The 19,378-nt window shown below is 39.9% G+C and carries 20 protein-coding genes; 7 read left to right on the forward strand and 13 right to left on the reverse strand.

What is annotated here, in order from left to right; translation table 11 throughout:
* Positions 1-34 precede the first annotated feature (34 nt).
* Positions 35-1,510 (reverse strand): polynucleotide adenylyltransferase PcnB, encoded by a 1,476-nt coding sequence (gene pcnB, locus ND855_RS09760; RefSeq protein ID WP_265358183.1) that lies wholly within the window; start codon positions 1,508-1,510, stop codon positions 35-37.
* Positions 1,511-1,577: 67 nt separating this feature from the next.
* On the opposite strand from pcnB, the gene ND855_RS09765 reads away from it, so the two are divergent.
* Entirely contained in the window at positions 1,578-2,579 is a 1,002-nt protein-coding gene (locus ND855_RS09765) for a M23 family metallopeptidase (RefSeq protein WP_135620460.1), read from the forward strand.
* A 204-nt stretch (positions 2,580-2,783) separates the two neighbouring features.
* Here the strand turns inward: ND855_RS09765 and ND855_RS09770 are convergent, their stop codons facing one another.
* Positions 2,784-3,230 carry a DoxX family protein gene (locus ND855_RS09770; protein ID WP_108958270.1) on the reverse strand — a complete coding sequence of 149 codons (447 nt, stop codon included), beginning with the start codon at positions 3,228-3,230 and terminating at the stop codon, positions 2,784-2,786.
* Between the two features lie 139 nt (positions 3,231-3,369).
* On the opposite strand from ND855_RS09770, the gene ND855_RS09775 reads away from it, so the two are divergent.
* Both ND855_RS09775 and ND855_RS09780 read left to right on the forward strand, forming a co-directional pair.
* The gene (locus ND855_RS09775) at positions 3,370-4,296 is read left to right on the forward strand and encodes a prolipoprotein diacylglyceryl transferase (protein ID WP_265358184.1); all 927 of its coding nucleotides are present in this window, start codon (positions 3,370-3,372) and stop codon (positions 4,294-4,296) included.
* The gene (locus tag ND855_RS09780; protein ID WP_265358185.1) at positions 4,293-5,123 is read left to right on the forward strand and encodes a crotonase/enoyl-CoA hydratase family protein; all 831 of its coding nucleotides are present in this window, start codon (positions 4,293-4,295) and stop codon (positions 5,121-5,123) included. The genes ND855_RS09775 and ND855_RS09780 overlap by 4 nt, the downstream gene beginning before the upstream one ends.
* A 16-nt stretch (positions 5,124-5,139) precedes the next feature.
* Here ND855_RS09780 and ND855_RS09785 read toward each other — a convergent pair whose 3' ends face one another.
* Positions 5,140-5,295 carry a hypothetical protein gene (locus tag ND855_RS09785; RefSeq protein WP_265358186.1) on the reverse strand — a complete coding sequence of 52 codons (156 nt, stop codon included), beginning with the start codon at positions 5,293-5,295 and terminating at the stop codon, positions 5,140-5,142.
* Positions 5,296-5,374: 79 nt separating this feature from the next.
* Here ND855_RS09785 and ND855_RS09790 point away from each other — a divergent pair, with 79 nt between their 5' ends.
* A complete protein-coding gene (locus ND855_RS09790) occupies positions 5,375-6,226 on the forward strand; it encodes a tetratricopeptide repeat protein (protein ID WP_135662846.1) in 852 nt (283 codons plus the stop codon).
* Positions 6,211-8,037 (forward strand): AAA domain-containing protein, encoded by a 1,827-nt coding sequence (locus ND855_RS09795; RefSeq protein ID WP_265358187.1) that lies wholly within the window; start codon positions 6,211-6,213, stop codon positions 8,035-8,037. The genes ND855_RS09790 and ND855_RS09795 overlap by 16 nt, the downstream gene beginning before the upstream one ends.
* 15 nt (positions 8,038-8,052) lie before the next feature.
* Here the strand turns inward: ND855_RS09795 and ND855_RS09800 are convergent, their stop codons facing one another.
* Positions 8,053-8,706 carry an adenylate/guanylate cyclase domain-containing protein gene (locus ND855_RS09800; RefSeq protein WP_135663240.1) on the reverse strand — a complete coding sequence of 218 codons (654 nt, stop codon included), beginning with the start codon at positions 8,704-8,706 and terminating at the stop codon, positions 8,053-8,055.
* 31 nt (positions 8,707-8,737) lie between these two features.
* Positions 8,738-9,331: a TetR/AcrR family transcriptional regulator gene (locus ND855_RS09805; protein WP_265358188.1), complete on the reverse strand. Its 594-nt coding sequence runs from the start codon at positions 9,329-9,331 to the stop codon at positions 8,738-8,740.
* Between the two features lie 182 nt (positions 9,332-9,513).
* On the opposite strand from ND855_RS09805, the gene ND855_RS09810 reads away from it, so the two are divergent.
* Positions 9,514-9,906 (forward strand): DoxX family protein, encoded by a 393-nt coding sequence (locus ND855_RS09810; RefSeq protein ID WP_265358189.1) that lies wholly within the window; start codon positions 9,514-9,516, stop codon positions 9,904-9,906.
* Positions 9,907-10,060: 154 nt separating this feature from the next.
* Here ND855_RS09810 and ND855_RS09815 read toward each other — a convergent pair whose 3' ends face one another.
* Entirely contained in the window at positions 10,061-10,624 is a 564-nt protein-coding gene (locus ND855_RS09815) for a hypothetical protein (protein ID WP_265358190.1), read from the reverse strand.
* Between the two features lie 2 nt (positions 10,625-10,626).
* Complete coding sequence (locus ND855_RS09820; protein ID WP_265358191.1) at positions 10,627-11,082, reverse strand: MarR family winged helix-turn-helix transcriptional regulator; 456 nt, start codon at positions 11,080-11,082, stop codon at positions 10,627-10,629.
* Positions 11,083-11,423: 341 nt separating this feature from the next.
* Here ND855_RS09820 and ND855_RS09825 point away from each other — a divergent pair, with 341 nt between their 5' ends.
* Entirely contained in the window at positions 11,424-11,813 is a 390-nt protein-coding gene (locus ND855_RS09825) for a hypothetical protein (RefSeq protein WP_265358192.1), read from the forward strand.
* 106 nt (positions 11,814-11,919) lie between these two features.
* Here the strand turns inward: ND855_RS09825 and ND855_RS09830 are convergent, their stop codons facing one another.
* Genes ND855_RS09830 through ND855_RS09855 form a run of 6 tightly spaced genes read right to left on the reverse strand, consistent with a single transcriptional unit; the run spans position 11,920 to position 19,375 of the window.
* Entirely contained in the window at positions 11,920-12,435 is a 516-nt protein-coding gene (locus ND855_RS09830; protein ID WP_265358193.1) for an Lsa16 family lipoprotein adhesin, read from the reverse strand.
* 10 nt (positions 12,436-12,445) lie between these two features.
* Positions 12,446-13,696, reverse strand: coding sequence for a hypothetical protein (locus ND855_RS09835; protein ID WP_265358194.1), 1,251 nt, complete (start codon positions 13,694-13,696; stop codon positions 12,446-12,448).
* 8 nt (positions 13,697-13,704) lie between these two features.
* Entirely contained in the window at positions 13,705-14,292 is a 588-nt protein-coding gene (locus ND855_RS09840; RefSeq protein WP_265358195.1) for a c-type cytochrome, read from the reverse strand.
* On the reverse strand, positions 14,289-14,855 hold the full coding sequence (locus ND855_RS09845) for a DUF3341 domain-containing protein (protein WP_100716672.1): 567 nt from the start codon (positions 14,853-14,855) through the stop codon (positions 14,289-14,291). Before ND855_RS09845 ends, ND855_RS09840 begins: the two co-directional genes overlap by 4 nt.
* Before the next feature lies 1 nt (position 14,856).
* Positions 14,857-16,230, reverse strand: coding sequence for an NrfD/PsrC family molybdoenzyme membrane anchor subunit (nrfD, locus tag ND855_RS09850; RefSeq protein WP_100716671.1), 1,374 nt, complete (start codon positions 16,228-16,230; stop codon positions 14,857-14,859).
* Positions 16,231-16,249: 19 nt separating this feature from the next.
* Positions 16,250-19,375: a TAT-variant-translocated molybdopterin oxidoreductase gene (locus ND855_RS09855; RefSeq protein WP_265359373.1), complete on the reverse strand. Its 3,126-nt coding sequence runs from the start codon at positions 19,373-19,375 to the stop codon at positions 16,250-16,252.
* Between the last annotated feature and the right edge of the window lie 3 nt (positions 19,376-19,378).

Genomic DNA, 19,378 nt, shown 5'->3' on the forward strand with positions numbered 1-19,378 from the left:
GGACAAAAATCTTCTTAGAATCTAAGGAAAGTCTTTATTCCTCAGTATCTTGATGTTCTAATGAAGGATTACGGTTTTCATTTGTCTCACCTTTCCCATTTTCATGAGTTTGGTTTGACCCAGATTCTTGTTGGTTCTGGTTCCCGTTCCCTCTTCGATCACGGTGTTTTTTGCGTGGTGGGCGTTTTTTATTCCCTTCTTTTTTACGGTTCTGTTGGCCAAACTGATGGCTATCTGGTTTTGGTCTCTGTCTGAGTGAAATTTCCCAGAAAAAAGCAGTCTGAACAGCAGCTTCGTTGTTTTCCGAAATGGCAACAATTTTGTACACCATAAACGCATCGTAAAAATAATCCTTCTTTTTGAAGAATGAATTTTGCCTTTCTTTTTCATCGTCAGTGATGTGAAAACGAGGTTGGCTTATGAAAATTTTTACCAAATTGTCTTGTTCACGTTTAGGAATCCCCATCCGTTCAAAAACAGGTTGTAAACTTTCTTTGATGTTATGCGCTAGGTGACCACGATCGTTTTCATAAAGGTCTTTTACGATATCGTAAAAAATTAACGAATAAAAAATCGCTGGTGTCATCTCTTCTCTCGCTGAGAGAAGTTTGTCAGTCACAGCAAGTCGTTTGCCAAGTGGTGTGTCCATAAAATGTTCACGCCATTCTGGGTCGGTTTTTTTCAGTTTATCCGCTGGTTCTTTGAACAAAACATCGAGTAGGTGGTTTTCTGCAAGTCCTTCAAAAATGATGGATGTTTTCCAAGTACGGAACATTTTGTTGTACTCTTCTAATAGTCTTGCTGTGGATGATTTTTCGAGTTCCAAACGGTTCTTTTTAATTGCCAGTTTGGTTTTTTTCTCGATATCAAGTCCGAGCAAAACGGAAAACTTCACTGCTCGTAACATACGAACAGGATCTTCTTTGAAAGAAATATCAGGATCACCAATGACCCTAACGATTTTCTTTTGGATGTCTTCAAATCCACCTACGTAATCCAAAATGGAATCGTTTTTAGGATCGTAAAACAATGAATTGATGGTAAAGTCGCGTCTTGCCGCGTCTTCCTTTGCTGTACCGAAGGAATTGTCCCGCTTGATGAGATAATCGTTTTCTGCTTTGTGTTTTTCCAAACGATGTTCCGGTAGTGAACGGAACGTAGAGACTTCAATAATTTTGCCTTTAAAAATGATGTGTACAATTTTAAATCGTTTACCGATGATCCGGCAGTTATTGAAGATCCTTTTGATTTGGTTTGGTGTCGCACTTGTGACGATGTCAAAATCTTTTGGGCGTTTGCCCATCAGCAGATCTCTGACTCCTCCACCGACTAAGTAGGCCTTGTAACGAAACTTGTTCAATCGATTGATGATTTTGATGGCATCTTCATCGATATTGGCCCTGCGTATGGAGTGAGTTTCTCGATAGTATCTCTTTCCCTCGGGGTACATCAAAAAGGAATCGACAGAGTCGGCTTTCTTTCTGAAAAGAGAAGTGAGAAATTTAAACATATTGGATTCATCCACTTTCCCCTGAAAAATGGCATGGGCAAGGAAAAAATTGGCTGGATAACGAACATTGGCAGAAACTTACGTCACAACCGCCTACGAAAGGCTCCAAATTGCACATTTACGGTGGCGAAAACGCTTACAAAAGTGGATTTCCCGCAGCCGAGAGAAGGTGAGTTTTGTCCTCATCCCCAATGATGAAAAACCCCTCGCCCAGATTGAAATATCAGTCGGAATGCTTGGGTTCCTTTTTGGACTTTCTGTTTCCCTTGTCCTTTTATCCTTTGGTCTCCTCGTTTATTTTTCCTTTTTCTTTGAAAGAAACCTTTCTCTCGAAAAAAAAACAGAAACCCAACTGGTATCCTTCTTATTTTACGACCTTCTCTCGAAAGACCTCCGCGAATCTGTAGAAGAATTGGAATCCATGACGGAATCTCTCAATTTACTTGCCTGGGAAGAAATCCCAGAAAAAGAAATGATCACCCAAGATTATCTCTTAAAAGAAGAGTTTCGGAAAGATGCAAGTGAACTCGATTCGAATTTATTACTCTTCCAACAAGTTGTTACCACCTACACTCAGTTTGGTGTAAGACTAGGAAACCTTGTCCCCAATTTTCAAAATGCCATCGATTACCTATCCATGCGAGAGAGTATCTTTTATTCCATGCCAAGAGGGCGGCCTCTGAAACCTGGTGTTGGTGTGGTGACATCCACCTTTGGGTATCGCAGTGATCCATTCGGAATTTTACCCGTGGGGGAATACCATTCCGGTATTGACTTTGCAGCTGGTGAAGGAACTCCCATTTATGCAACGGGGCCTGGGATCATTGCTGTGGATACAGCGGTTGGTGGTCTTGGAAAATCAGTACGGATCAACCATGAAAATGGATTTTTTACTTTGTATGGCCACTGCTCTCTCATTCTCGTGAATCCAGGGGATCGTGTGAAACGTGGTGATAAAATTGCCCTAGTCGGACAAACAGGAAAAGCAACAGGAGCCCACGTCCATTATGAAGTGCGAATTGGCCTTGATGCTCCTCTCGACCCAGAAGAATACATCAACCTAGACTGATTCCCTCAAAAAAAATCCCAGAGAAACGTTTGGATCATTCAATCTATTTGGGTATTTGAATTTTAAAAAGGAATGGGAAATAGAACCACGAACATTTTTGAAAGCCCAGATTAGGACTTTTGTGATGAGAACCCACTAACCTTGTTTAGAATTAATTTTCCAAACAAGGATTCGTTGAGAGTTTTCTCTTTAGGCAATTTGGTCTTAGAACTTACCGATTAAGTTAAAATCAACTGAATACACTCCAGCTCCACCAACAACTAAAGCAATGAGAAGTCCCGCAGCTAAGATATGGAATTCATACCCTTCTCCTTTTTGGTTTCCATTCCAATTGATGAAAAAACCGTTATGTCTGTGAGCGATGAATGCAGCACCGATCATGATGATGGTAATGGACAACGCTGCAAATTTTGTTAAAAATCCCACAAGTAGAAGTACAGATCCAACAGACTCACCAAGAATAATGAGAACAGCAAGGATCCCTGGGAATTTCATGGTTCCTGTAAAAAATCCGTAAGTTCCTTTGAAACCGTAACCACCAAACCAACCTAGAAGTTTTTGGGCACCGTGTGGGAAAATCACAACAAAAGCTGTGATGCGTAGGATAAGAGGGATGATGTCCCCAGATGTAGAAAATAATAAATCGAACATAGTGAATTCTCCTTAAATCAATATCAGATAGTTTAATATTGAACTATCTAGAGTCAAGCTATTTTTCCTTCCTATTTTCTCCTTTATCCCGATTTAAATTCTCCTTTCCCCCGTGGGCATAGAATTTACCCTTTCCTCTATGTTAGATCGAATTCCGATTCCCAATCCCTTTGGCTGGGAGGGTCTGTCCACTTTCAGCCTTCTTATGATGTTAGCCTTTCTTGTTGGTTCCTATCTTCTCCCAAAGGAACTGGAACGAAAAAAATTAGATCCAAACCACTCCGATTGGTTGATCTTTCTTGGGATTTTAGGCACCCTCATCGGTGCAAAAATTTTCTTTATCTTTGAAATCTGGGACCAAGTGTTCATCGATGTTCCTGGTTATGATGGCAAGTATTCTTATCCTCTCACCCACTGGAACGGATTCCCTGGTCACCCGGGATTATGGTCTTCTCTTTTTAGTGGTGGTGGTCTTGTCTTTTTTGGTGGTCTTCTTTTTGGCTGGCTCTTCATCACCTTATACTTCCGTTATTATAAACTGGATATCGGTGCTTATTATGATGCAGTGATTCCTGCGATTAGCATGGGTTATGCGATTGGTAGGCTCGGTTGTTTTGTAAGTGGAGATGGTTGTTACGGATTTGCCACTGATGAAAGGATTCCATTTTTTGTATTTGAATTCCATGGAGCTCATCCGTCAGGAGTTCCCGTTTGGAATACACCTGTGATGGAATCCATAATGGCCTTTGGTTACTTTTCCTATTTTCAATTTTGGGCACGTTACCAAAACTTTCGCAAATGGAGCATTGGTGCACAGTTTCTCATCATCCATGGGTTTGCAAGACTCATCATTGAATTTTTGCGAGTGAATAAAGCGGTGATTCCATTTTTTGACCCACCAACTCTTGTCAACATTCCTGATGCCAATGGAAACCCTACTTTTCTTTCTGGTTATTACTGGCATGGATTTTCCCAGTCACAATACATTGCGATTGGTCTTATCCTCTTTGGAGTGTATCTGATGGTTTCCAAAAAACTTTGGTTAAAGGAAGAAACAAACGTATGAACCCATCTCCCTTTTTTACAATCGAAAGAAGAAAAAATATTGCGATTCTTTGGCTGAACCGTCCTGAAAAAAGAAATGCGATGAATTGGCCTTTCTGGCGTGACCTTCCAGATATGGTAGCAGAGATTGATGCAGATCCGAAAATTCACTGTTTTGTGATCGCAGGGAAAGGAAAATCCTTTTCAACAGGCCTTGACTTGGAAGAATTTTTCCAAGATTTCAAACCGGTTGTACAAGGTGAACTTGCAGATGGTAGGGAAAAACTTTACCAGCTCATCCTTACCATGCAAAAAGGAATCAATGCAGTTTATAATTCTAAAAAACCTTCCATTGCACTTGTACAAAAACATTGTATCGGTGGTGGACTGGATTTAGTTTCTGCATGTGACATTCGTTATGCGTCTGAAGATGCCTTATTTTCCTTACGGGAATCGAAAGTCGCTATCGTTGCGGATATGGGTTCCTTACAAAGGCTTCCCCACCTGATTGGCAATGCCCACACAAGAGAACTTGCCCTGACGGGAAAAGACATCACAGCGACAGAAGCTTTTCAAATGGGGCTTGTGACTAAGGTCACTAAAGATTTTGACAGTTTGCTCATAGAAGGATTAAAAACTGCCGAAGAAATTTCTGAAAACCCTACGATTGTGATTCGTGGTGTCAAACAAGTGCTAAACCATGGAATTGGCAAAACAATCGAAGAAGGTTTGGATTACGTGGCAGTTTGGAATGCCAGTATGCTCGATTCCAAAGATTTCAGAAGTGCCATTAGTGGGTTTATGGAACGAAAACGCCCATTATTCAATCCAGAAACCCGGATCGACTAATGTTTCTGAAAATCACTTAACAATAGATGTCGAGTAACCTTTCACTATTTGTCACAGGACCCAGTTTTTCTTCCACAGCCAACTTCATGAGTTTCTCAGTCAGTTGGTTTTGTGCCTGGAAAATTTCCTTTGGCAAATTGAAAATTGGATTGATAGGTGTAGATGGAACCATGAGTGGACCTCCTTTTACAATCTTTACTCCCTATTCTACCCATCGACGAATCCGTGATTTCCTGAAGTAAAAAATTTTGATGAATCCTTTTTTTTCTCTGATCCGTGAAGCAAAACAATTGGAAGAGGAAAAGGATTTTACCCGGGCTTTCAATTTGTATGCACAGAGTGAAGCCTATACAAAAGACGAATCTGCACTCATTAAAATCAAAGCGAAAAAAGCTTGGTGTTTGTATTCGGTTGGTAATCCTAAAGAAACTGAAACTGTATTCCAAGACATCATCCAAAACTATCCATCACACCCCTTAAGTATTACCGTTTACTCTCGTTATCTCATTAAATTAAAAAAATTTAAATCTGCAAAGGTATTACTCCAAAAAAGTATCCTTCAATTCCCTTCTTACCTGGAAAACTATCTTCTACTTGCTTCCTTGTTAAAAGATATGGAACGTTCCGAAGAAGCGATCGAAGTTTTAAAACAAGCTTTGTCCCAAGAACATCTGAGTAATGGCCGTGGGATTGATCGAAAAGACATCTGGGCAGAACTTGGCTCTTTGTATTTTTCAAGAGGAGACTTCAACTCTGCCCTTGCCTCTTTAAAAAAATCCCTAAAAATGGTGGAACCAGAAGAATTCCTTCATTACGACTTACTCGCGTTATGTTACTTGGATGCAGAAGATCCAGAAAATGCTCTCTCATCCATACGCACCCATATCGAATATTGTAAGGAAATTGATCCTGAAACACTCATCATTTTAGCAAGAGCCCATTGCCGATTGGGAAAATTGGAGGAAGCTGCCAATAATCTCATCCAGGCGTATTCCATTGAAGATTCTTTATACCTAAAAGCAGCTGACTTTATCGATTTTGCACCACTCCTTCGGAATGGTTTTTTTACTACCTTGGAGAACATTGAATGGGAAGAGCCATAAAACAAACGTTTGGTTCATTAGAAGAAGAATTAAATTTCGTAGAACAAATTTTAACGAAGGAACGTGAGGAAGAACGTAATCTTTTTTTAGAAAAGGATTCGGAATCCCAAACAATTAAAGTCGCAACATTTGTTGATATTCGCTTTGTTGTTGGAAATACTTGGAGAGCAGAATTCCAAGTGAATCTATCTAACAAATCGAAACTTTGGATCAAACCTGGTGTTCCTGTCCTCTTACAAAACCAAACAGAATCCATTTATGGAAATATCTACCAATGGAATGAAACAAAACTCATCATCCAAGTCCGTGGTGATTATGAATGGGAAGGAGAAGAGTATCAAATTCGCAAATGGTTTCCAGAATCCACCTATGATTTATATAACGAAATCATACAAAAAGTAAAACTGACAAAAGAATCGGAATCGTACCAAAAACTCAAATGGATTTTAGGTTATAGTTTGGGAGATAAACCGACTCCACCAAAAAAAACAATGGAACTTTCCCCGATCGAAAGAATTTTTTCTCTATTTGATTATGGAATGGTTTTTGGACCACCAGGTACGGGAAAAACCACCTTACTCATGCAAGCTGTTGTAGAGATCCAAAAGAGAAAGGAATCCGTTTTAACTCTTTGTCCAACGAATTTTGCTTGTGATTATATTGTTGAGCTTGCGATCCAAAAAGGCATTCGAGTGATTCGAATGGGGAATTCAACAAAAATCAAAGAGAATGTCCTTCCTTATCACCTGGACCATCTCATCCAGATCCATCCCGATCAAAAACAAATCCAAAACTGGCAAACGGAACTACGAGTACTCCAAAAGAAAATCAACTCTTGGAAACGAAATTTTGGAAAGGAAGAAAGAGAAGAACGTTACCAACAGAAAAAAGAAGCGAAGTTCTTATTAAAAACTATCCGTGATGCGGAAACAAATATTCGAACCAGGTTACTGGATGCAAGTGAGCTCATCGTCTCTACCTTTGCTGGTTTTGGAAACGAATTCAAAAAAGGAAGAAACTTTGAATATGTGTTTGTGGATGAAGCCACACAAAGTGTAGATCCTGGTTGTTATATGGCACTTTTCTCCGGCAAAAAAACATTTTTCTTTGGAGATCCAAAACAACTAGGTGTCAACTATTCCTTACCAGAACATGAATCCATTCCTAGTTTTCTAGAAAAAGTAATCGGTAACGATTCAGGAGAACGAACGATCTTTTTAGAAAAACAATTTCGTATGAAAAAAGAAATCCTTGGTTTCCCAAACCAGACCTATTATGGGAACCAAGTTTTCACACATCCAGACCTTCAGTTCCAAAACATAGAAGTGATGACTGAGATTTTTGGATCCGATTCTGCCATTCTATGGATTGATACCGCAGGAAGTGATACGATAGAAGAAACAGATGGTGAGGAACTCAGTTTCATCAATGAAACTGAAATCACACTGATTGAATCACTTATGGAAAAAGGTTTACCCAAAGATTTCACAACCATCATTTCACCTTACAGAGGACAGGTGGAAAGACTCATCCAAAGAGCAAATGGAAGGTGGTATACGCAAACCATTGATTCGTTCCAAGGAAGAGAGTCTGAGATAGTGATTCTTAGTTTGGTACGTTCTAACCCTGATGGTGAAATTGGTTTTTTAATGAACCCAAAACGATTGAATGTGGCACTCACTCGTGCCAAGTCCCATTTGATTCTCATAGGCGATTCGACAACTCTTTGTGGGCACAAGGAGTTCCAAGAATTATACAATTACATCGAAAACAATGGAGAAATTCGTTCCATTTATGAATTCATGGAATGAACCTTTATTTTGATCTTACAAAACTACCCATTTAGGTTCATCCAGTGTATAAAGAAGTTTGAAGGCACCATCCGAACCAGGCGGAATTTCTTTGATCGGTTCAAAATCAAAATCTGTCGTTTCATCAGCATTTTCTTTGACAGCACTTGTCACAAGAATCTCCCAAGCTTTGGCAGTATCCTCCCCTAGTTTGGATGCAGCATTCACTTCAGCACCAAACACATCAGTATCCCCTATTTTTAAAATTTTTCCATAACCAAGACCCACACAGAGAAGGATCTGTTCTTCTGCAATTCTTCCTTCATTATATCGTTTGCATGCTTTTTGCATATGGATCGCACATTGGATCGCCTTGTTGGTATTACGAAAGAGCACCATAAGGCTATCCCCTTCATCCTTCATCAGGATACCATCATACTCATCTAAGACTGGAATGAGAATTCGTTGTGATTCATAGATGGTTTGTAAAAAATGAATGATTCCAAATTTTGCTACTCCTCTAGAAAAACCAGATAGGTCAGTAAACATCACACACCAAGTTTCTCCAAATAAATCCCAAATTCGTTTATCAATGATTTCATGATTGGAACCTTCCGTCAGGCGTTCTTCTAAAAGTTTTTCCAATCGTTCTTCTGAGGCGGAGGTAGCAATGGTGCGTTTTTGTCCCATGTGATTGAGTATAACCCCATTTAATAGAATGTCAATGGCAATGCGATTGTAGATGGTCGCGAAACGAAAGATATAAAGAATCGTAGACTTTGCGATCATTCATTACTTTACCCATTGCGAAGGTAGCTTCTTGGAAGGTTACAATAAATTCCGCGAGTTTAAGTGTATCTGTTTTTGGTTTTAGGATTTTTTTCTTTCGGGCAATATCCAAGTAAGTTTTGGTGTTCTGAATCCAATTGGACAAAAGTTCCTTTGCTTTTTTTTGGAACTCAGGATCAATCGAAGACATTTCTTGCCCTAAATTATTCAGAGGACATCCCCTCGAAACAAATTCATCTGGCCATTCATCAAAAGTTTTTTTAAATGTATGAATGATTCCTTCGACTGGATTATCATATTGTTCCAAAGGCAATATCCAACGATCCAAAATTCCTTTGGATAAAAACTCATCAATGATGGCATAACCAACATGATTCTTTGTAGGAAAGTGGTAAAAAAAGGCACCGATGGTTAAATTTGCTGAAAGTGCAATTTCACGAACACCCACGCCTTGAAATCCGTTTTGGTAAATCAGTGCAAATGCAGACTCTATGATCAGTCTACGAGTTTCCTCTTGTTTCCCCATCCTTCACTTGTTCCTTCATCTCCTATAAAACAAACACTTACACAAAAGAGAATACCATTTTGCCCCGAAATCGAGGCCACTCCACGTTCAATCAATTCAGTTGGTTATCCATCTAAATTTTATTGACAACATATCAATTGATATGTTTTTATTGCAAGAACGTTTTTCAAGCAGGTGATGTTATGAACGAAATTAACCAATCCCCAACCTACCTTTGGGTGGGACGAATTCTAAGTGGCCTAGTAATCGCATTTTTACTCTTCGATGCAGGCGGAAAATTAGCTAAAATTGATCCAGTGTTAAAAAGTATGGAAGAACTGGGACTACCTGCCCAAAGTGCAATGACGATCGGAATCATTCTGTTGGTGATCACTGTTTTGTATGCCATACCGCAAACTGCCGCGCTCGGAGCTCTCTTACTCACTGGATATTTAGGTGGTGCTATTGCCATCCACGTTCGTGTGGAAAATCCACTTTTTAGCCACACCTTATTTCCCGTTTATATAGGAATTCTCCTTTGGGCAGGCCTTGCCTTACGTAACCCAAAAGTAAAAAACCTATTCTGGAATTTCTAGAACAATCAATACAGAATTATAGGCAAACATATACTAATTATTAAAACAATTGTTTACCGATTCGATGTTTATGTTACCGAATTAACTTGGATCAACTGTTATGACCATCACATAACGGTTGAAGAAATCAAATCATTTCATTCATTTATATTCCTTAACCGTTCAAATTTAGAATTTTAATGGTTAGTGGTACCATTAAAATCGAAATTCCAATATATATAGAAACACGTATATAATTCCAGATCACCCATTTCTTAATATCACTGAATACTTTGACTGAATGTTTATCGATTGTATTTGCCATCGATTGGAACCAAATGATTTTATTTGCGAAATAAATGATAGTCCAAGCTCTCACTCCTATATGAAGGATAAAAAGTAGGAATAAATTGTTACCAATCCCATCTATTTGGTAACAAAATATAAGTGATACTAAGAAGATAATTTCGTGTAATGAATGAAACAAAATCCAAAAGTATTTTAAATCTGCAGACTTATACTCTGTATTCAGTAAACCCAAATCAGGAACAGTTCCATTAGCCCAACGTGGTACAAAAACAATTGTTTCAAAAATTTGAGCTCCATTCATTAAAAAATAGATTAGTAGATTTAATAATAAAGTATACTTTGCAATTGATAGAGAATGGTGGGAAACAAAATTGGTTACATCTGAAAGTCCAAACGTTGATGCAAACACAAAACAATTTTCTACTATCATATTCATATCCCATTCGTATCCTTTAAATTTTTTGAAACTTTTTCCATTATCTTGATTGCAGATTCGAAATAACGATGGACGACTTCTATCTCAAGACTTGAAAAACTAGAAATCAATTGGTCCGTTTCTTTTTGTAATTTATTAAAAATTGGTGAAAACAGTTGGTTTGCCTTCTCCAAATTTGGAACAATAAAAACCTTCCGTCTATCAGTTTGTAAAAATTTCCTTTTTACGAGTTTACTCTTCTCCAATCGATCAATGACTCCAGTGATCGCCCCAGTAGTAAGCCCAGATAATTTTGCCAGTTCCCCTGCAGTCATCTCTCCATTTTCTAGTAGGTATCCTAAAAATTTATGATCTGTGCCTGAAAGCCCAACATGCGTTGCGATCGATTCATGCATAAAAAGGGCTGTTTCGAAATACTGACGTGTAGTTTTTTTAAAAATTTCTATTTTCATAAAAAATCCATTAGTTAACAAGCTAATTATCTTATTAACTTAATCTCTTAGTATCTAAGATAGTCTGTGGTTGTAAATCCTTAAATTTCAAATTTTTGAATAATTTTCGGAAGGTAGTTTACCTTCGTTTTAGAATCGAATTTGAAATAGCAAACGATTATGGAGAATCTCATAAATTCCAAGATTCAAAAGCTGGTATTTTCCTGATTAAATTGATTACAAATAAAATTCAAAATTTTTGAATGGGATCAAACTCCTTTACTAAAACTGCAGATCAAAGGAAACAATGGAACCTCCACCGTTTTCGAAAATAAGGAGTAATACAATCTAGGACTGAGTTGATGATACAAAAACTATTCCAAAAATCCCAACCCTACTCTATTTTTTTCTTAGATGCTTTCGGTGCATCGATATCCTTACTTGTGTTATTTGGTGTGATTTTACCCTTTCAACCTTATTTTGGAATGCCCACAGAAGTGTTATACAAATTAGGAATCCTTGCCAGCATTTTGTTTTTTTATTCCAATACCTGTTTTATTCAAAAACCAAAACTTTGGAAACCGTTTCTTCTCGGTGTGATCATTGGCAATCTTACTTATTGCGGTGTATCGATGTATTTTTTGATCGAAAATTGGAATGTGATCCAACCTCTCGGTGCTTTTTACTTCATTTGGGAAAAATTCGTGATCTTGGCGATAGTTGCCTACGAAATAGTAGTATTAAAGAAATAAAAGAATCTTCGCAACCCTCAAAAAAAAAGACCCTTGGTTTCCCTTGGGTCTTTTATCCTAAATTTGGCAGAGTAAACTCCGCCAAACCTTAGTTAACTTTGTAAACTTAGTTTTGTTTCAACATGTTTTTGTTTACGTAAGTTTCTTCTTCCAAACCTTTTGTGAGTTCAGAAAGAGGAATTTTTTCCTTCGGAAGGTCCTTCAAATTTCCATACTCAGTCCCTCTAGGATAATGAGCCTTGTCACTTGGATCGTAAAAAGGTTTTGAATCTGTTACGAGTCCTTTGGAATATCTCCAAACACTGTTTGCCGGATCTTGTCCCACTACAAAACATCTTGGGCTCATATAACCTTCGTTTTTTGCAGTTTGAACTTTGATAAAGTATTTTGGTGCCCAAACGTTATGGTTACGAGCTTCGAATACTTTTACAACAGTTCCTACTGGAACAAATTCTACCACCTTAGAATTAGAATCTGGTTCTGAATACAAAGGAACAGTAAAATCCAAACTTGCTTTGTTGGTTTTGGCATCACAATTTTTATGCCAAGTTACCTCTGCGTTTTTGGAACAAGCTGTTACGCTCATCCCAACGATCAAGAATGCTACTAATTTCAGTTTCAAAACAATTCTCCTATTGGTGGTGGTGAAGGCACTCATCTAAACGAGGGTCACCGACCGGAACTAAACTATGTTTTTCGAACTTTTTGAAGACGAAGAAACCAAAAAGACCAACAACTCCCACTGTTCCGCCAAATGCTAAAACAAAGTGTAAGATTGAAAATTTTTCAAAGTTTGCAGGGAAAACCAACCAGAAAAGTTCAAAGAACTGAACAGTCAGAATCCATGCAGCTAATTTCCAAAGGAAATCAATGTTTCGTTTGTTCGGACGATTGAGTAACAAAAGGAAAGGAATTACAAACTTCACAAATGGAAGAAGTAATGTTGTGTATCCCCAACCACCTGTCATACGCATCTCGTAAAAGAAAGTTTCTTCTGGGATGTTTGCATACCAAATGAGCATAAATTGTGAGAATCCAACATACGCCCAGAAAGTTGTCATACCAAGTAAAAACTTTGAAATGTCATGGTAATGGTTTTCATTCACTGCTTCCCCGAGGTATCCATTTTTCTTGAGAATCGCAATGACAATCAAATACGATGCAAGAGATGTTTGGAATGCGCCAGCAAATGCATACACACCAAACATAGTGGAAAACCAATGTGGGGAAAGTGACATGAGAAGGTCAAACGACATGAGACACCATGAAAGTGCAAAGAAGAGGATAAATCCTCCCGAAATCTTAGCAAGAGTCTTCGTTGTATCCACAACCTTATCTTTGTCTTGACCGACTGACTTTCCATGGAAGATGTAAGCAAATACTGACCATACTCCAATGAAAAGTACACATCGGATGATGAAAGAGGTTGGATTTAAGTAACCAGATTTGTGGTGGATGAGGTGGTCGTTTTCACGAACCGTCGCATCTGCCCACTCATACAGATCATGCATTCCAAAGATCACTCCCACGAGTAGAAGTCCAGCAACAGGTGCAAAAAGTCCGTAAGTTTCGAAAATCCTACGAACAGTCACCGACCACTGTGAGCCTGTTAGGTGTTGGATCGCTGTGAAGAAAATCCCTGTGATGGAAAGTCCGATCACAAAGTAAGCACCAATGAGTAAGATATGGTATCCTAAATTCGTATGGTGGAAATGACCAGCTTCGTCCATGTGACGAGACGTCTCATGACCAAATCCAAAAAAGGCGATGAGGAAACTCACCACTCCAATTCCGATCATGGCAATGAGGGCATTACGAAGGGACCCTGGCAGTTTAAACTGCAATAATGTTTCGTCTAGTTTCGCTGCTTTTGTAGAGCTCATAATTTCCCCTAGTTCGCCTTTTTATTTTTCACTTCATATTCTTGAAGTTTGCGGATGTAAGCGATGAGCTTCCATCTGTCTTCTGGTTCGATTTGGTAAGCATAACTTCCCATGAGACCTCGACCCATCGTGATGATGTGGTAAATTTGTCCATCGGACCAACCGCGGATTTTATCAGAAACAACAGAAGGAGGTGGTTGTTGGAACTTTGGTGCAGGCCCTACAACAGCTCCGTTTCCAAGACCTTGCACACCATGACAAGGAGTGCAATAAGTTTGGTAACGTTTTTCCCCAATCATCAAATCCCCTAAACTCACCTTTCCAATTGGATTTTTTAATCCTTTGTCTGGACCTGGAAGAGTATCAGGAGTTGCTTCTGCCGCATATGGGTATGGAAAGTATCCTACTGGGATCGCACCTTTTGGTGGAATCCTTGAAGCTGAACCATTGGAAGCAAATGAATCCGCTTCTTGTGATTCTCTTGCAGGAGAGTCATACATATTCGGAAAGTATTCATAAACGGGAGTTTTATAATCACAGTTTGCGACAAAAACTAACGCCACAAGTGCGAAAACTCGAAAGATGTTTTGTTTCATTTTTGGTTCTCCGGTTTCACAACGGTTACTTCGGATCCGCCAAGACTTTTCACAAACGAAACCACATCGGATTCGTTATAACCTTTGGCAGACTTTGGAATCCAAAGACCGAATTTATGAGACGTCAAATCTGGGTGAAGGATCCGACGTGTCGCTTTGGGAATACCGCTTAAAAAACATAAAGCAGCTACTGTATAAATCCCTGCGGCAAATACAGTTAATTCAAAGATGATTGGCACATAGGCAAACCAAGCGTTGAGAGCTTTTCCCGAGATATTGAGAGGCCAGTCATGTGCATGTGTTAAGTATTGGAACAAAATTCCAATCGTGCATCCAAAAATCCCGGCAAAGAAAGTGACCCAAGGGAGTCCTGATCTAGGAGTTCCCATGGCTTCGTCAATTCCATGCACTGGGTAAGGGAGGATACAATCAAAACCGATGTAATCCTTTGCCTTTGTTTTTTCCGCAGCATGCATAATGGCTTCTGGAGTATCGAAAATTCCGAGAACTCCTTCATCCATTTCTTTGTATTTATGAAACTGTTCTAATTTTGGAAGATACATACTAGTGGTGTGCTCCTTCTTTTTGTGGCATCACTGTTTTTACTTCTGCAATCGCAATCACTGGCATAATTCGGCACCAGAGAAGGAAGAGAGTAAAGAAGATACCGAACGTTCCGATTAACATCGCGTAGTCGAAAAGAGTCGGTGTATACATAGCCCAGCTGGATGGTAAAAAGTCTCGGTTCAGTGTCATCATGATCACAAAACGTTCGAACCACATACCCACGTTCACCACAAGGGAGGCAACAAACATCACAGGGATGTTGTAACGAAGTTTGCGGAACCAGAACACCTGTGGAGAAAGCACGTTACAGGAAATCATAATGAAGTAAGCCCAACCATATGGTCCAAAAGCTCTGTTCCAGAATGCAAACACTTCGTATTCGTTTCCAGAATACCAAGCGATGAAAAACTCTGTTCCATACGCAAGTCCCACAATCAGTCCTGTTACCATCATGATTTTGTTCATGTTGTCCAAGTGTTTCATCGTGATGTAGTTCTTTAAGTTAAACACTTCACGAGCAATGACCATAAGTGTTACCACCATCGCAAATCCGGAGAAAATCGCACCGGCAACGAAGTATGGAGGGAAGATGGTCGTGTGCCAACCAGGAAGGATGGAAACAGCGAAGTCGAAGGATACGATGGTGTGCACCGAAAGAACAAGTGGAGTAGAAAGAGCTGCAAGGATCATGGAAACGATTTCCAAATGAGACCAAGCTCTTGCCGATCCAACCCAACCAAAGGCTAAGACGTTGTATAAGTTCTTTCTCCAAGTTTCTGTCGCACGATCCCTAAGGGTAGCAAGGTCAGGAATGAGACCTAAGTACCAGAATACCATGGAAATGGAAAGGTAAGTCGATACCGCAAACGTGTCCCAAATCAGAGGGGAACGGAAGTTCACCCAAAGTGGTCCTCTTTCGTTTGGATAGGGAAAGAGCCAGAATCCGAGCCATGGACGACCTACGTGGAGGATGAGGTTCGATGCTGCAACTAGTACGGCAAAGATTGTCATCGCTTCTGCGGCACGGTTAATCCCTGTTCTCCAACCTTGGCGGAAGAGGTATAATACCGCAGAAATCAATGTTCCTGCGTGACCGATACCAATCCAAAATACGAAGTTGACGACGAAAAATCCCCAACCCACTGGGTTGTTGATCCCGAGTAGGTAAAGACCTTCGTAAAACAAATAACCGATAATGGCTACGTCGATCAGGGTGATCGTCAAAACCAAAAGGAAAGTATTCCACCAAAGTTTGGTTGGGAAATCTTCGTTTGGTTTTGCGATATCAACGGTTACATCTTTAAGCGATTTCCCGCCTGTTACCAGGTCGGGGATATCTAATTTATCTCTAACTGCTTGTGTTAATGACATTCCCTTTGTGTTCTCCCTGTTAAACTTCGTTTCGAACTCGGGTCAAATAACTGACGGCAGGTCCGATGTTTAGGTATTCCAGAAGTTTGTAAGACCTAGGGTCTTTCAAGAGCTTCGCTACTTTTGATTCAGGATCATTTACGTTACCGAACACAATGGCACCAGATGCACATGTTTGTTCACAAGCGGCTTTCACTTCGCCATCTTTCAGAGTTCGTCCTTCGTTTTTCGCTGCGATTTTTTTCTCAGCAACACGAGACGCACAGAAGTTACATTTTTCCATGACACCACGTGAACGAACGGTTACATCTGGGTTAAGGCCTAAGTTTCTTGGAGGACGAGCCTTAAAGGTAGGCATTGACTCTCCGAGTAAGCTGTGTTCATTCCAATGTTCTAACCAGTTAAAACGACGCACTTTGTAAGGGCAGTTGTTCGAGCAGTAACGTGTTCCCACACAACGGTTGTAAACCATATCATTGGTTCCTTCCGAACTGTGAACAGTTGCAGCCACTGGACAAACTGTCTCACAAGGAGCGTTATCACAATGTTGGCACATGAGTGGTTGGTGTGCAATTTCGAGTGATTCTGGTTTTTCAGGATCACCGATGTAGTAACGGTCAATCCGAAGCCAATGCATCTCACGACCCATACGCACTTCATCACGACCTACCATTGGCACGTTGTTTTCGATGTTACATGCAACCACACAAGCACCACAACCAGAACAAGAAGTTAAATCAACTGCCATACCCCATTTGTATCCTGGGTATGCAAACTGACTTCCTGGTTGGTCAGAAGGAGCGTTTGCTCCTTGTGCTCTTTGTAGTTTTCCATCGATTAAGATTTTTGGAATCTCAGGCTCAGGAATTCCGGCACTTGGATTTTTAGTATAGTCTTGTAGTTTTGCGGAAATGATAAGAGGTCTCTCTTTCCATTCCACACCCATCATCACACCAGGGCTCATCATATGGTGGTCCTGAGTGGTAGCGAGTTTGTATTTTTTACCTGTTGGAGAAAGTGTGATAGATAAACCAGAGTAAACATAAGATCCGTTTACTTCTGTTGCAAGGATACTTGCATTTTTACCAACACCGTTTCCGATCTCACCCACATTTGTTCTTCCGTATCCAAGAGCAATTCCCACTGCTTCTGGGTGAAGACCAGGTTGGACAAGAGCTGGAAGTTCAAAGGACTTTCCATTTACAGTCACAGTCACAACGTCATTGAGTTTGATTCCCGACGAACGAGAGTATTGTGGGCTAATAGCAACATAATTGTCCCAAGTCACTTTCGATACTGGATCTGGAAGTTCTTGGAGTTGGGAGTTGTTTGCTCTTTCTCCAGTTCCGATTCCTGTGTTTTCGTAAAGAGACACAGTTAAACCAGACTTGGAAGGTGTTAGAGGTGCGATGGTTCCTCGGAAAGAACGACCACCCTTGTCTGCTTTTGGATTTCCAGAAACAAGAACACCTTTTCTGAGTAAGTCTTCCCAGTTGGTTTTTTTAGAATATTTTGATTTGAGGTATTCGTAAAGAGACTCGGATCCAAGTAACTTTCCACCTGCCCAACCAATGAGCATATCTTCAAATGCTTTGGATTGGAAAAGTGGTCGAATTGTTGGTTGTTGAACCGATACAATCCCTGCTACGGATTCGTTATCACCCCAAGACTCAAGGAAGTGTGATACAGGAGCAAGCCAGTTCGATGCAAGTGCTGTTTCATCCGCACGGTCAGAAACTTGAACCACTTGTGCTGCTTCATGAAGGAGTTTTTTCCACTCATCTCCATTTGGCGCTTCATAAACTGGGTTCACACCGTAAAGAATGACCACACCAGCCTTTCTTTCTTTTAGGTCTTTTGCGAGGGATTTTAAGTTTTCAGCGTAGCCTGATTTTCCTTCTTTCAAAGGATTTCCAGCGTCGATGGTTTTGCCATCGTTACCGAGCATGCTGTTTAACATGTTCACAGCGATTTGTAAATCCACTGCATCTTCTGTTAATGTGTTCGAACCACCAGCAATGACTAGGGATTCACCTTTTGCGGAAGCAAGTGCTTTTGCAATGCGAACCACAACTTCTTTGGAAATTCCAAGCTCAGAAGCAGTTGTCTCTACATTGATTCCAGACACGCCTGTTGCCCCACCCACTCCCAAATCAGAAAGTGCCTTTGCAATTACAAGAGCGAACTTTCTTTGGTCACCAGGTTTTAATGGAACTCTTTGGTCTGCATTCGAACCTGTCATAGACGGGTGAGTTTCTGCAGCGATAAATGAATTGAAAGACTTAGAATTTTTTTGTAAGTCTCTTCGTTTTGAAAAGTCATTGTGGTAGTTGACTTGGTTTAAGAAGTCACTATCAATAGAAAGGATCACTTTTGCTTTGTCAAAGTGGTAGTTTGGAAGAACTGCCTTTCCGTATGATTTTTCTTGAGCGATTGTAATGGCATCATCAGAAGAAGCAAACGCTACTTCTAAGTGTTTTCCACCACCAACAGAACGTAAAAACTCAGAAACAAATTCTTTTGTGGCAGGAGAAGTAAGTGGTTTTGTTACCACGACCGTCTTACCTTTGTTTGCTGCGAGTTTTTCTTTTACGTCTTTATCAAGAACAAACCAATCGCTCGACTTAGCAACACCATTCACAATTTGTTGTGGTTCTTTTGCTCTGTCTGCATCATAAAGATCAAAAATAGAAGCTTGTCCAGAAGCACATAAAGCACCTTCTGAAATTGGATGGCTTGGATTTCCTTCGAGTTTTAAAGGACGACCATCTTTTGCTTTTACGAGTACCCCACAACCAACAGAACAACCACCACATACCGAAGCATAGTGGTAAGAGTGTCCATGTTTTACGAAGTCATATTGTTCTACTTCGTTGTTGTCTGGATTTTTAATGGTGAGGTTCACATAAGGAACAATTTTTTCAGCAGGTTTTTGGATACAACCGACAGTTGTCATCACAACTGATGCACCCATAAACTTAAGGAATGTTTTTCTATCAAAGTCACCTTTTTTGATTTTAGCAATCAAAGGGTCTGGTGATTTGTAGAACTCTTGTTTTTGGAGTTCTTTTTCGCGAGAAGTACCGCGAAGTTCGTAAGACTGCCAAAGTGACTTTTTTTCTTTTTGGAAACTATCGTCTTTCATCAT

The organism is Leptospira paudalimensis, assembly GCF_026151345.1.
Lineage (GTDB): Bacteria > Spirochaetota > Leptospiria > Leptospirales > Leptospiraceae > Leptospira_A > Leptospira_A paudalimensis.